Raw genomic sequence first — 13,382 nt, forward strand, 5'->3', positions numbered from 1 at the left:
GGATTGCCGCGTCGGCAGCCGAAGACCTGCCGTGTCGACCCTCAGAAACTCGCAGGAGCGATCAGGATCGATCCCGGTTCCCAAGCGACGGCCCCCCGGCGCGGGCCCCTTCCGGATGCGGCCGGGATGGTCCGGCGGCGCGAAACGCCTCCTCTCCGCGCGCCATGTGCCGGGACTCTGGCCCCGGTCACGCAGGCTGGGCGGCCGGCGGTTCCGGACCGAAATCGGGCAGCGCCCGCCCGTGACTTTGCGTGCAACAGGCTGCAGGGCTCGGTTCCGACACGCGGCGGAGACATCAGCGCCGGCCGGTCTGCGCGCCGCTTCAGAACATCCACCGGAAGGCGCGCCGGATGCGCGCGCGCCCCATCCGGCCATCGCGCAGATGGCGCCGGAAGAGCTTCTGCAGGGCGTAGGCCGCGAGGTCGTACTCGGTCCCGCATTGCGCGGCGCGCGCCTTGGGCAGGGCGCCGCCTTTGACGAGGTAGCCGAAGGTGTCGCGGTCGGCACCGTAGGCGAGGCAGAGCAGGTTGTAGAGGCGCTGGGCGGTGAGGCTGTGGTCGTCGGCGAGCACCGTCTGGTCGGGCGTCTCCTCGGCGGCTTGGCTGCGCAGGAGGTGGGCTGCGCCGTCGATCGCGTGCCGGGCCTGCGCGGGCGGCAGTTCAAGCAGGACGAGGGCGGCGAACTGGTCGGCCGCGTCCTCCTCCCGGCCGAGCACCGGCACGTCGAGGAGATCGTACAGGGCGTGCCCGAGTTCGTGGAGAAAGACCTGCGCGACGGGGCCGAAGGTCGCGTCGCGCTGCGTCACCCCACTCGCGGATACGATCCGGGATGCACGGTCGCGCACATCCTGAACGTACTCGTAGCAGACCGTGATGGTCCGGTTCTCGGGTGCGTACCACGCGTTGGGTTCGCCGCCGCAGACCGACAGCCGCAGCGTGAGCGAGCGCGGCAGGCGCACGCCCCCGACGATCGCCTGCAGACCTTCCAGCACGCGGCGCGCCTTGAGGTCGCGGTAGATGGCGCGCGTCTCCGCGTGCAGGGGGCGCTGATAGGCGATCCGGATCGCCGCGCCCCCGGGCCGGTCCGCCCGGGCCGGGAGGGCGCCGATGGCGAGCGCAAGGCTGGCCACGAGGCCGACGGCGCACCGCATTCGGCGTCCTCCGGACCTCGCGCCTCAATGAGGCAGGACGCGCACGATCCGGCGCGAGTCGAGATCGACGACCACAGCCTTGTCGTCCGGCGAGATGAAGTAGCCGTATTCGCCCGAGGGATTCAGGCCCGGGATCGACTGGTTGCGAAAGGATCCCATCTCGATCCAGGACGGGACGGCGCTGCCGATGCCGACCCGGCGGCCGAACCCGTTCTCCGCGGTGTAGCGCGGGCCCATTTCGAACAGGGCCGCGACCGTGACCGGTTCGCCCCCGAGCACGATCTCTCCCCCGGTCGTCGGACCGCGCGGATTCACCTGCAGGACGAGCGGCTGCGCCTGGATCGACGTACAGGCCAGCGTTGCGATCACACCGAAAGCGGCGCGTGATAATATTCGGCGCGTGTTTCGAAATCCGGTCGCCATGGAAACCTCCGACCCAGGGTCGCCGCGAAGAGCGGAGACGTGCAATCGCGTGGAGGATAAGTGTTTCGCAGACGCGTGCTTGATCGAACGCGACCTCGGCCGGGCCGGATCGACCGCACGTGCGCCCGCAGGCAGCGCCATCACGGCCCATCACGGTCGGCGCAGGGTGGATGGCCGTCGTTGCCCCGCGTTCCACAAGCCGACATGCTGAGGCCGGTCTTGCTGGGGTGGCGTGTCGATGTCGGAATGGCCGTACGGAAACGGCGAGATGGCTCGGCGGATCCGCGCCCTCGACTGGGCTGCGACACCGCTCGGGCCGACCGGCGGGTGGTCGGAGCGCCTCAAGCTCATGGTCGAGCAGATCCTGGCCAGTCCGCTCGTCGCGACGCTCGTCTGCGGCCCCCGGCGCGTTCTCGTCTACAACGCGGTTGCCGCCAAGCTCTACGGCGATCGCCATCCGAATGCGCTCGGCCACCCGCTCCCCGAGAGCTTCCCGGAGGGCTGGGCCACGGTGGCCCCGCTTTACGAGCGCGCCTTCGCGGGCGAGACGGTCCGGGTCGTGGGACAGCCGCTCGACACGCGCGGTGAGGGGGGCGCCAACGATGTCTTCGACGCGCTGCTCACGCCCGTGCGCGAGACTGACGGGCGGGTCGCCTACGTGCACATGACGGGCGCTGAGGTCGGCGGCCGCGCCCGGGCGGAAGCTGCGTTGCGCGAGAGCGAGGAGCGATATCGCTCGCTGTTCCACAACATGGGCCAGGGCTACTGCGACCTCGGCCTGCTCCGCGACGCGAAGGGTCGTGCCTTCGACCAGATCTACTTTGAGCTCAACCCCGCCTTCGAGCGGCTGTTCGGCATTCCCGCCGCCAAGGCGAGGGGCCGCACCGCCCACGAGCTTTTTCCGGACCTCGAACCGTGGTGGTACGAAGCCTTCGACCGGGTCGTGCGGCGCGGCGAGCCTGAACGGATCGAGTACGAAGTCGCCGCGCTGGGCCGCTGGTTCCAGGTCGTCGCTTATCCGCGCGGCGGCGACCGCCTGACCGTTCTCTACGAGGATGTCACCGCTCGAAAGCACGCCGAACGCGCTTTGCAGGAGGCTGAGAAGCGTCAGACCTTTCTGCTCAAGCTCAGCGACGCGTTGCGACCGTTGGCCGACCCTGTCGCGATCCAGGACGTGGCCGTGCGTCTCCTCGGTGAGCACCTGCAGGTCAGCCGTGCCCTGTATGCCGAGTTCGTGCTCGAGGCCGGGCAGGAATTCGTCGTCGTCGAGCGCGAGTATCGGGCGCCGGATGCGGTCAGCTTCGTGGGCCGTCACCCGGCCGAACAGTTCGGGCCGGATGTGCACGAACTCCGGGCTGGTCGCATCGTCGCGGTCCCCGATACGGACGCCAAACACACACCGAAGGCGCTGTACGCGGTCTGGCGCGCGTTCGGTGCCCGCGCCCGCCTCGGCGTCCCTCTGATCAAAGAGGGCCGGTTGGTGGCCGGCTTCGGCGTGCAGAACGCCGATCCACGCCCGTGGACCGACGCCGAGATCGCGCTGGTCGCAGAGATCGCCGAGCGCACCTGGGCGGCGGTCGAGCGTGCCCGCGCCGAGGCGTCGCTGCGCGCGAGCGAGCAGCGCTTCCGGCAGTTCGCCGAGGCGTCAGCCGACGGGTTGTGGATCAGGGACGCGGCAACCCTCGCCATGGAATACGCCAGCCCGGCCCTCGCGACGATCTACGGCGTACCGGTCGAGTCCCTCCTGGGTGACGTGAAGCGTTGGGCCGCGCTGATCGTGCCGGAGGACCGCGATACCGCCCTGGCGCACATGGAGCAGGCGCGCAGCGGCAGGGTGGGCGTGTACGAGTTCCGCATCCAGCGGTCTGCCGACGATACGCTCCGATGGGTCAGGGTCACCGCCTTTCCGCTCTTCGACGAACACGGCCGCGTTCAGAGGGTGGGCGGCATCGCCGAGGATGCGACGGAGGCCAAGCAGGCGGCTCAGCGCCAGGACGTGCTGATCAACGAACTGCAGCACCGCTCGCGCAACCTGCTCGGCGTCGTCGCCGCGATCCTGGGCAGAACGCTGCGGCAAGGCAGTCCGGTCGAGGCGTTCGAGCAGCGGCTGCATGCGCTCAGTCGCGCGCAAGGGCTGCTCAGCCAGTTCGGCAGCGACACGGTCGAGGTGGGGGCGCTGGTGCGGGCCGAGTTGGCGGCCCATGTGGACGCGGGGTCCGGTCGCGTGAGCGTCGCCGGTCCAGAGGTGCATCTGACCGTGCGGCAGGTGCAGAATTTCGCCCTGGCCGTTCATGAATTGACGACCAACGCGGTGAAGCATGGAGCGCTCAGAGACGACACGGGCCGTCTCAGCATCACCTGGGAGATCGTGCTCGATCGGCGCGAGCGCCGCCGCCTGACGCTGTGTTGGGTCGAGAGCGGCGTGCCCGTGCAGTCGGACAGTGCGAAGCGGCGCGGCTATGGGACCGAGTTGATCCAGGAGGCGCTGGCCTACGCGCTGCAGGCCACGGTCGAGTACACGCTCGGACCGGACGGCGTGCGCTGCCGGATGGAGATGCCGGTCTCTCACCCGGTGTAAGCGCGCGCGTTCGCCGGTGTCGTACGGGCACCGCTCGTTCACAGAGCGAAGCGACCCCTGTCCGAACCTGCGCGGCCGCCGGCTGGTCGCCGCGCACTGGGATCGCGGCAGGATCGGGCCGGTCGAGCGGGACGTCCGCCGAGGCCTCCGCCATGCGCGGGGGCCACCTCCAGGAGCCCGCGCGGTCCACGAAGGGACGCCCCTTCATCACCGAGCCGAGGCAGACCGAGATCGGCACGGCCGCCTGCCCGCCGTTCACGAGGCCCGTGGCGTCGGCCCGGAACGCCGCGCGCCCGAGGGGGCGGGGGCGCTTCGAGCCGCCGGGACGCTACCCCCAACGGCGTAGCCCTCACCGGTTCGGGGGGCGAGGATACGCCTAAATCGCTGCCCGATCCGGATTCGTGGTCGCTTGTGGCCGATCCGGGCGGGCCGCACGCTGGTGGCGAGCCTCACAGGAAGCGCCGGAGCCGCGCCATGTCCGTTCTTGGCCTCGTCGCCGAAACCGAACGCCCGCCCCGCTTGGCCGTTCTGATCCCCTGCTTCAACGAGAGCCTGACCATCGCCCAGGTCATCGGCGACTTCCGGGCGGCGCTGCCGACGGCCCACATCTACGTCTACGACAACAACTCGAACGACGGCACCGCCGAGGTCGCGCGGGCTGCCGGCGCCATCGTCCGGGTCGAGGCGCGGCAGGGCAAGGGCAACGTCGTCCGGCGGATGTTCGGGGATATCGAGGCCGACATCTACATCCTAGTCGACGGGGACGGGACCTACGACGCCGCGGCGGCGCCGTTCCTGGTCGGCCGCGTGCTCAAGGACGATCTGGACTTCGTCAACGGCGCCCGCGTGGAGGTCTCGCAGCAGGCCTACCGTCCGGGCCACCGCCTCGGAAACCGGGTCCTCACCGGCTTGGTGCAGGGCGTGTTCGGGCGCGAGTTCCGCGACATGCTCTCGGGCTACAAGGTCATGTCCCGCCGCTTCGTGAAGTCGTTCCCGGCGATGTCCAGCGGCTTCGAGACCGAGACCGAACTCGTGGTCCACGCGCTGGAGCTGCGCATGCCCGCCGCGGAGGTCTCGACGGCCTATGCGGAGCGCCCGGCCGGCTCCGTGAGCAAGCTGCGCACCTATCGCGACGGCGCCCGCATCCTCTACCTGATCCTGCGCCTGATGAAGGACGAGCGTCCGCTCCAGTTCTTCGGCGCGCTCAGCGTGGCCCTTCTGCTCGCCGCCCTCGTGCTGGTCGCGCCGATCCTCGTCACCTTCGCCCAGACCGGGCTCGTGCCCCGGCTGCCGACGGCGATCCTGAGCCTCGGCATCGTGATCCTGAGCGTGCTGACCTTCTTCACCGGGATCATCCTGGACCTGACGACCCGGACCCGGCAGGAGCTGAAGCGCCTGCTCTACCTCTCCGTGGCCCGGCAGCTCGATGTCCCCTGAGGCGCGGGCACCCCGCAACGAGGCGGACCGGTTCGCGCGGTTCTGCCTCGTCGGCGGAATCGGCTTCATCACCGATGCGGGGATCATGGCGCTCTGCATCCGCGGCCTCGGCTGGGGGCCGATCCCCGCCCGGGGGATTTCGTTCGCCCTCGCCGTGCTGGTCACGTTCCTGCTGAACCGGAGCATCAGCTTCGCCGACCGCCGGGGCAGGCCGATCCTGCCGGCCTTCGTCGGCTACCTGATGGTTCAGGCCTTCGGATTCGCCTGCAACATGCTGGTCTTCGCCCTGGCGATCTTCCGGTTGCCGCCACCCTTCTCCGCACCCCTGGCGGCCCTGGCGCTGGCCTCGGCGGTCGCCCTCGCCCTCAACTACGCGGGCGCCCGCATCCTCGTCTTCTCCCGGACCGCCCTGCCGCTCGCGGATCGGCCCCGGTGAGACGATGACGGAGCCGCCCGGACCGCCCGCCCACCCGCAGGACCGTACAAGGGGGACGCCGTGCCATCGATGCCGCTTCAATCCCGGTCCACCGGTCTCGCCGCCGCGCCGGGAGCCGGGGCCTCCCCGCCCGACATGAGCCGCCTGCGGGCCGCATCCGCCGCGCCCTGGATCCTGATCCCGGCCGGGATGCTGGTCCTGCTCGTGCCGGCGCTCCTGAACGGCTTCCCGTTCGTTTTCCAGGATACGTCGGACTACCTGATCTTCACGCCGCGGCTCTATCGCAGCCCGTTCTACGGGCTGTTCCTGTTCGGCTTCCATCTGAACCGGTTCGTCTGGGCCCCCGTGATCGCGCAGGCCCTGATCGGCAGCGTCCTGATCCACCTGCTGGTGCAGGTCCTGCCGCTCCGGAATCGGCCGCTCACCTTCGCGGGCCTGATCCTGTTCCTCGGCGCGTTCTCGGCGCTGCCCTGGTTCGCCGGGTTCCTGATGCCGGACATCTTCACGGCGTACCTGTTCCTCGCGTTCTACCTGATCGGCTTCCATCTCGAACGCTTCGGCCGGCCCCTGCAGGTGGGGCTCGTCGGCTTCGCCTGCGTGGCCGTGGCGGTCCACCTCTCGCACCTCGTGCTCGCCTGCGGGGCGATCGCCGTCTTCGCGCTCCTCAGCCGGTGGCTGCGGCAGCCCTGGCGCCGGACGTGTCTGCGGAGCGCGATCCTCGGCATCCCGGTCGTGCTGACCGTCTGCGCCTACGGCGCCTACAACCGGGTGGTGTTCCACACGCTGGCGGTCTCGCCCGCGGGCCAGACCTTCTTCCTGGCGAACCTGATCGAGTACGGACCCGCCCGGGCCTATCTCCGGGAGGCCTGCCCCGGGGCCGGGTACAGGATCTGCGCCCAGGTGGAGACGCTGCCGGCGACCGCGAACGAGTTCCTCTGGGAAGCCGGCCATCTCGACCGCCTGGGGGGCTTCGCCGGCATGAGCGCCGAATCCCCGGTCATCGTCCGCGCCACCCTGCTGTCGCGGCCGGGCGCCGTGGCGGCGATGATCGCCGGCAATCTCTGGCGCGCCCTCGGCGCCCACGCCCCAGACACCGACGTGTCCTCCGCCTTCCCGCCCTACACGACGATCTCGGAGATCATCGGGCTGAAGTTCGGCCCGCAGGCGCGCGCGGCGTTCCAGGCGAGCGCCCAGATGCGCGACGCCGTGCCCCACGGCCTGATCCGTACGGTCGACGCCATCGTGGTCGCCCTGGCCTGGGTCCTGGCGGCGGCGACCTGCATGGCGGCCATCGCCCGGGGCGATCGGGCGCTCGCCGCGCTGCCGCTGTTCTTCGCGACCTGCATCCTGGGCGACACCCTCGTCTGCGCGACGCTCTCCGGCGTGTTCGACCGCTACCAAGCGCGCGTGATGTGGCTTTTGCCCATGGCCGCGCTGCTCTGCCTCGTCGCCCTGCGCGATGGCGCCCGGCGAGGGCGGGGCAGTCCCTGATCGGGTTGCGCCCCCTGCCCTGCGGTCAAGCATCCACAATCGGTATGTGGATACGCAATTCTGTCCTGATGCCCGATGTGCCGGCCGGAGACTATGCTCAGCCCGGTCGAAACTGGAGCGTGGCATGTTGGATGGCGATGCCTTCGCCCGCGAGATCGCGGCACTCCTGATCGCCGACATCAAGACCTCGGGCGCACGCACCCGGGCCGAGCTTGAGGAAGTCTGCCGGATCTCGCTCAAGAGCCTCCTGGGCGAGGCCGAGGTGCCGCCTCAGATCGCCGTCCTGATGCCGATCGGCCTCGACCGGTGGCCGCGGGTGGTCGTGAAGGGGCGGCCCCTGCCGGACGTGTAGCGGGCATTTTGTCACCACCATCCAAATGGATGATGTGCCCCGCCATCAGCGGCGGTAACCACCCGCCTCCGAACTCTGAGATGCGATCGGAGTGGAGGATGAGATGCCAGATCTCGCCGAGGTGGAACGCTATTGTTTAGAGGCTCAGGAGCTGATCGCGCGCGCTGAGGAGACCGTTCATCGGCTGGACCGCGATGGCGCCTGCGAAGGGCGTCGCCTGATGGCGATGCAAGGGCTCGTGGCGCTCAGGCATCTCGGCCGGATCATCGAGCGGCACCGCAACCGCCTCGCGTTCGATGTGCGTCCCAGCACGGTCAGCCCGCCCGCCCCTCGCAAACGCCAGTGGTGGCCGAGCCTGCGGCCGCGTGCCGGCGGCCAGGATCGCGTCTTCGAGGTCCGCCCCTGACGCGCGCGGCTGGTCCCGTGTGACGGCAGCACGCTCCGGTCGCGATGGGGCGCCGGAAACGGAGTTCCCGATCCACGGTCCGGGCCTATCGCGCAGGCGCTCTGCTCAGTCGGTGAGGCACGGCATGTTCAAGGCCCTGCTGATATGGCCGGTTCTACTGGCTCTAAGCGCAACGTTTCCCGCCTTCGGGAAGAGGAACCCGCCGGCGTCACATCAGGCCTCGGAGATCGAGACCCTGGTCGCGCGGGCGGCCGAGGTTCTGGAAGACCAGGGCAGCCGGGCCTTCGAAGAGTTCCGGCGGAAGGGCAGCCCGTGGCGCTACGGCGACGTCTACCTGTTCGTCGTCGACATGCGGGGAGTCGTGCTGTTCAACGCCGCCCATCCGAACCGCGAGGGGCGGGACCTGCTCGACGAGCGCGACGCTGACGGGAAACGCTTCCACAGGGACTTCGTGGATGTCGTCAGCCGGTTCGGATCCGGCTGGGTCGATTACATGTTCCCCAAGCCCGGTCAGTCGGTCCCGACCGTGAAATGGAGCTACGTCTGCGCCACGCGGGTCGGGGACGTCGAGGCGCTCATCGGCGCCGGCGTCTATGTCGATTGACCCCGCGTTCCGGTAGGCCGGAACGCCTTGCCTATCGCCGCTGAGGGGAGCCGCCCCGGGTCCTGACCTGTTGCGGGAGCGCCCTCAGGTAGATCGCTGCGGCTGCGACGGCGCAGGACAGGACGACGACGGCTTGTGCGGCGGGAAGGGGCATGCGGTCGACCCTGCCGGGCCAAGGTCGCGGGAATGTTTCCGGATCGGTCCGGGCGATCACGAGCCGGTGAGCAATGCCCTTGATTGTGGATCGGCGTTGAAGCGGGACCCCGGCCAAAGTCAAGGTAGCGCGTTGTTATCACCAGCAAAATCGGGACAGGAGCGGGGTCCCGGTCGGGGCCGATGGGGGCCCCCCCCTGGATAAAAACGTTTGTTTGTTGAGGATGTTGCCGTCTTTCAGGAAGGGGTCCCGGTTCGGCGCTTATCCGCACCCCCAGCGGGCTCCTGAGCGATCCAAGGCCATTGAGCGGCGCCGTCGGCTCGCCTGCTCCGGGCCGATGCCGCCCGCGCTCGCCAGCAGGTTCACGCAGGGGCAACTGGCGGTGCTGCGGATCGTCGGGGACGAGGTGGCCCGGAACGGGGCCTGTAGGCTGTGCATCGACGCTATCGCGGCGCGGGCCGGTGTCTGCCGGCGACTGGCTCAAGGAGCAATCCGGCTGGCCGAGGGCGATGGGCTGCTGACCATCCAGGAGCGGCGTCACCAGGGCCGAAAATCAGACCCGAACGTGCTCCGGATCGTCAGCCGGGAGTGGCTGGCTTGGCTCAGGCGGGCAGGGCGCTCCGCGGCCCCGGTGCTCTTGGGCAGCATAGGGTGCAAAACGCTGCACCCCACGGATAGGAGAAATCCACAGAGGCAGGTTGTGGATACAAAACCGTCGAAAGGCTGCCGAGAGGCAGCGGGCGACTTCGACCGATCATCCCGAACGAGAACTCTCGCGGGTGGTGGCGCGGGTAGAGCTATGCGCTGAAGGTCTGTGGGCGGGCGGTATGCCGAACGACACGGCGCGATCTGCCTGAGCCCCTAGGCGGTTGCCCGCTCCTGCGCATGTGCTCACCGGAAGAAACAGCAGCCCGCGGTTGTCCGCGAGATCCTCGCCCGCCTGCTTCAGCAGGCGTATGTTCAGGGCCAACCGGAGGTAAACGCCATGACAAATCAAGACGCCATAGACGCACTGGCGCTGCAACAGCAGCGCTTTACCGACCTCATGCGCTCGATTGACGGTGGTATTTGGTGGTCTTCACATTCGAATAAAAAATTAAACGTTGATGAGATAAAATATCACGCTGATATGATCGGGAATTCGCTCGATAAAGTGACGTCGCTTTTGAGGAAAATCGCAGCCTAGAACCCCTTTTAGCGGTTCATGGTAGCGATGATGCGAGCGCTTTCATGAACGCTTTGCTCGATGTGGTGTCCGTGAACGAGCACCGCATCGGCATCCTCACTGCCTGTCCCAATCATCGGGCCACTATCGGCCATCAACCGGGTCGCGTAGTGGCTCGCTCAAGCGTAGGGCCCGCCGAATAGGTCGGCCAGCGCCTTCCGCCGGAACAGCGTGAGCCATCGACGACGTCGGTGCTCCGGCCGGTCATGGATCATGTGGCACCGTTGGCAGAAGGCCGCGAGGTTGGCGTCGGCGTTGTTCGATGTGTCGTGATCCCGATGGGCAGCGGCTAGGATAACCCGGGTCCGGCGGACATGACCGAGGATATCGGCACCCGAAGCGATCCGGATCCGCCTGCCCCATCCATCACGCCACCGGCCGCCTTCAGCGTCCCACCAGCGGCCGTCCCCAAGGTGGTAGACCAGCCGCCCGTGCGGCCGTCCGCAGCCCTCACAGCGCCCGCCGGCGCGCCGAAAGCGGATCACGGCCGAGAGCTGCGGCCAGTCGATGGGGTAGAAGAAACGGTGCTCGGGCCGGATCGGCATGGTGGTAGCACTGTGCCACTCGCCGTGAAGAAAGCGTAGCGGTGGAAGTGCTCTACGGAACGCACATGGACATGTCCGACCTTGAGTTCTGGGCGTTCCTCGCGGTCGCGGCGCTAGGGCTGTTCCTGCCCGTTGCGATCACATGGTGGAAGGGTCGCGCCGTTGTGCCAGTCGCCTTGCTCAGCCTCGTGTTCTGGCCCGGTGCGCTGATCCTGGCGCTGCGGTTGCGGCGACGGCAGGACCTCTAACCTCAGCCGAGCAGCATGATGAGCATCGTAGCCCCTGTGATGAACAGCGCGGAGGACCCAAGCACCGCGCTACCCTCGCGGTTCTGAAGGAAAAAGGTGCGGGCTGTGATGAGCATCGCGAGAACCGGAGGCGACGTGCAGTCCGGTCAGTGTGGCAGCTGAACTGTGCCGGTTCGAGGGCTATCGTCGACCCTGAATGCGAGAAATCGGACCTGTCGCGAGGGCGTCACACCCCGCCACGTCAACCAAAGAGGCGCTATCTGTCGCGCGCGTTGGGGTCGCTCACAGCGCCCGCCGCAGCCGCGCTGAGCGCTGCACTGATCACGACGAGGAGACCGGTTGAGATCATGGAACAGGCTCCTTTGAACCAGCCGAACCAGCGCCGGCAATGGTTAACAAGTCATTAATTTTTCCCGAATTGGGGCATGACCGCGTCACGAATGCAATTTACGTATATGCTTAAGCTTCGGTCTCGGCCAGCCTGTGTAGCTGTCCCGTCAACAGCAAATCGTCAGGACAGCCACGGGCTGGGAGCAAAGCCCCTGCAGGGCAGCCATTTACTGCCAAGGGGCATTCCACAACCGCGGCTTCGACCGATCAGCCCTGTCGAGAATTCAAGGGGATCGCGGCATGCGCTGATGGTCTGCGGCCGGACGAAAGAACGAACACGGCAGGATCGGGGAACGAGCAAGCACGTGATGGCGGGCGGCAATCCCCTACCGTTGCCAATCGTGCGAAACCAAAGGCCCTTTTCCTGGGTGCCGCTGCCGCGAAGCTTGTTAGTTTATCCGCCTTCTGTCGGTTAGCTCGCGCGACGGCCATGATCGTTGATCGACGTACTGGGCTCATCCAGCTGCTCCGCGAGGGCCTGCGAGCGCTCCTCGTCCTCTTCGCCTGGGATGTGCTCGTCGTGGTCGTCTTCCAGACCGCGCACCGGCCCTGGATGGATCAGCCCAGCCTGCCAACCTCGCTAATCGGCTCCGCCCTCGTGCTGTTTCTCAGCGTGCGCAACAACGCTGCCTATGCGCGCTGGTGGGAGGCGCGCACCCTGTGGGGCGCGGTGACCAACAATGCCCGCTCGTTCTCGCGCGAGATGGAGACGCTGTTCGGCGGCGCGCCCGACCTGACCCGAGCCATGGTGGCCTATGGCCACGCGCTGCGCGGCGCCCTGCACGGAAATGACGTTGCGGCGAACCTTGAGCGGCTTCTCACACCGGACTTGGCCGCCGGCATCCAGGGGCGCCGAAACGTCCCCAACGCGATCCTGCAACAGATCGAAGGGCAGTTGCGACACTTGGCCGAGGAGCGCGCGGTTCACCCCGCGCTGCTCGCGTCCGCCGACCGCATCCTATCCGACATGGCCAATGCGCAGGGCGGGCTTGAGCGCATCCGCAACACCCCCCTGGCCATCCAGTTCTCGGCCGTGCCGGGCGTTCTGGTCCGGGCGTTCTGCCTGTTGCTGCCGCTGTCCATGGTGCAGGAACTGGGTTGGATCACCCCGCTGGGCTCGACCGTAGTCGGATTTCTGTTCCTGGCCCTGGACGAGATCGGTTTGGATCTGGAGGACCCGTTCGCAGACAGCCCACACGCGCTGCCGATGCTCGCGATGACCCGCACCATCGAGATCGACCTTCTTCAATCAATCGGCGAGCCGGCACCCAAGCCGATCCGCGCCCGCCACGGTGTCCTCCCATAGATGACCCGGCCGTGCGGCCCTCATTGAGGGCGCCGCGCCGGAGCCACCTCGATGGAAGGAAAAAGGCTGCCGAGGGGCAGCGGGCGACCTCAACCGATCAGCCCGAACGAGAATTCTCGCGGGTGGTGGCGCGGGCTGAGCTGTGCTGTGGTGTCATACGACCGGACCGATATGGCGAACAGCGCAGCGTCGACCTGCTTGCGCACGTCGGTAGAGATCTCCACCACTCGTGAACCGGCTACTGCATCCCAGGCGGCTGACGACGTGGCACACCTACCTCGGTGAGGCCAAGGACAAAGCCAAATGTGTCAGCGTCGCGAGCGGCAGCGTGCAGCCGCTGCCATTCTCGATGGCGGCGAGGTCCTCCGGTGCGAGGCCGGCCAGACGTGCCGCGTCGGGGAGGGATAGACGCAGCCGGGCTCTCGCCGGACCAGCATGCGTCGCGAGGTTGCGCAGCAGCACATGCCGCTGTTCCTCGATCTTGCCCATAGGACGTACCCGATCTCGGCGGCTCCTCGCGAACCTCGCGCGATTGTCGCCATGTCCTGCCAACACGCGCAGGGGCGCCGCAGAGCCTGTCGTCTTCTATCGCACAAATTGCCCTTGTCGCGCTAAGCGATTGGCAACCGGTTCATGG

The 13,382-nt window shown here is 68.1% G+C and carries 14 protein-coding genes; 10 read left to right on the plus strand and 4 right to left on the minus strand.

From position 1 onward, the window contains the following. Window positions 1–322: 322 nt before the first annotated feature. Together ACYCO6_RS17200 and ACYCO6_RS17205 are read right to left on the minus strand one after the other, a co-directional pair. Entirely contained in the window at window positions 323–1,150 is an 828-nt protein-coding gene (locus ACYCO6_RS17200; protein WP_459773167.1) for a DUF4344 domain-containing metallopeptidase, read from the minus strand. 24 nt (window positions 1,151–1,174) lie between these two features. Next, entirely contained in the window at window positions 1,175–1,573 is a 399-nt protein-coding gene (locus ACYCO6_RS17205) for a hypothetical protein (RefSeq protein WP_459773169.1), read from the minus strand. Window positions 1,574–1,841: 268 nt separating this feature from the next. Here ACYCO6_RS17205 and ACYCO6_RS17210 point away from each other — a divergent pair, with 268 nt between their 5' ends. The 8 genes from ACYCO6_RS17210 to ACYCO6_RS17245 all read left to right on the plus strand — a co-directional run bounded on the left by ACYCO6_RS17210 (window position 1,842) and on the right by ACYCO6_RS17245 (window position 10,217). Further along, window positions 1,842–4,151, plus strand: coding sequence for a PAS domain-containing sensor histidine kinase (locus ACYCO6_RS17210; protein WP_459773170.1), 2,310 nt, complete (start codon window positions 1,842–1,844; stop codon window positions 4,149–4,151). Window positions 4,152–4,625: 474 nt separating this feature from the next. Next, complete coding sequence (locus ACYCO6_RS17215) at window positions 4,626–5,588, plus strand: glycosyltransferase (RefSeq protein ID WP_459773172.1); 963 nt, start codon at window positions 4,626–4,628, stop codon at window positions 5,586–5,588. Further along, entirely contained in the window at window positions 5,578–6,024 is a 447-nt protein-coding gene (locus tag ACYCO6_RS17220) for a GtrA family protein (protein WP_459773173.1), read from the plus strand. Before ACYCO6_RS17215 ends, ACYCO6_RS17220 begins: the two co-directional genes overlap by 11 nt. A gap of 69 nt (window positions 6,025–6,093) precedes the next feature. Continuing rightward, a complete protein-coding gene (locus ACYCO6_RS17225) occupies window positions 6,094–7,515 on the plus strand; it encodes a hypothetical protein (RefSeq protein ID WP_459773174.1) in 1,422 nt (473 codons plus the stop codon). Window positions 7,516–7,639: 124 nt separating this feature from the next. Next, window positions 7,640–7,867 (plus strand): hypothetical protein, encoded by a 228-nt coding sequence (locus ACYCO6_RS17230; protein ID WP_459773176.1) that lies wholly within the window; start codon window positions 7,640–7,642, stop codon window positions 7,865–7,867. A 103-nt stretch (window positions 7,868–7,970) separates the two neighbouring features. Then, window positions 7,971–8,273, plus strand: coding sequence for a hypothetical protein (locus ACYCO6_RS17235; protein ID WP_459773178.1), 303 nt, complete (start codon window positions 7,971–7,973; stop codon window positions 8,271–8,273). Between the two features lie 124 nt (window positions 8,274–8,397). Next, on the plus strand, window positions 8,398–8,877 hold the full coding sequence (locus tag ACYCO6_RS17240; protein ID WP_459773180.1) for a cache domain-containing protein: 480 nt from the start codon (window positions 8,398–8,400) through the stop codon (window positions 8,875–8,877). A 1,139-nt stretch (window positions 8,878–10,016) separates the two neighbouring features. Next, complete coding sequence (locus tag ACYCO6_RS17245) at window positions 10,017–10,217, plus strand: hypothetical protein (RefSeq protein WP_459773182.1); 201 nt, start codon at window positions 10,017–10,019, stop codon at window positions 10,215–10,217. Window positions 10,218–10,375: 158 nt separating this feature from the next. Here the strand turns inward: ACYCO6_RS17245 and ACYCO6_RS17250 are convergent, their stop codons facing one another. After that, window positions 10,376–10,801, minus strand: a complete 426-nt coding sequence (locus ACYCO6_RS17250; protein ID WP_459773183.1) for a hypothetical protein — start codon at window positions 10,799–10,801, stop codon at window positions 10,376–10,378. Window positions 10,802–10,866: 65 nt separating this feature from the next. On the opposite strand from ACYCO6_RS17250, the gene ACYCO6_RS17255 reads away from it, so the two are divergent. Then, window positions 10,867–11,049, plus strand: coding sequence for a hypothetical protein (locus tag ACYCO6_RS17255; RefSeq protein WP_459773185.1), 183 nt, complete (start codon window positions 10,867–10,869; stop codon window positions 11,047–11,049). Between the two features lie 820 nt (window positions 11,050–11,869). Further along, the gene (locus ACYCO6_RS17260; protein WP_459773187.1) at window positions 11,870–12,745 is read left to right on the plus strand and encodes a bestrophin family protein; all 876 of its coding nucleotides are present in this window, start codon (window positions 11,870–11,872) and stop codon (window positions 12,743–12,745) included. Window positions 12,746–13,018: 273 nt separating this feature from the next. On the opposite strand, the gene ACYCO6_RS17265 is transcribed toward ACYCO6_RS17260, so the two are convergent. Then, window positions 13,019–13,234 carry a hypothetical protein gene (locus ACYCO6_RS17265; RefSeq protein WP_459773188.1) on the minus strand — a complete coding sequence of 72 codons (216 nt, stop codon included), beginning with the start codon at window positions 13,232–13,234 and terminating at the stop codon, window positions 13,019–13,021. Between the last annotated feature and the right edge of the window lie 148 nt (window positions 13,235–13,382).

The sequence above is a fragment of the Methylobacterium sp. CM6257 genome, assembly GCF_054611515.1.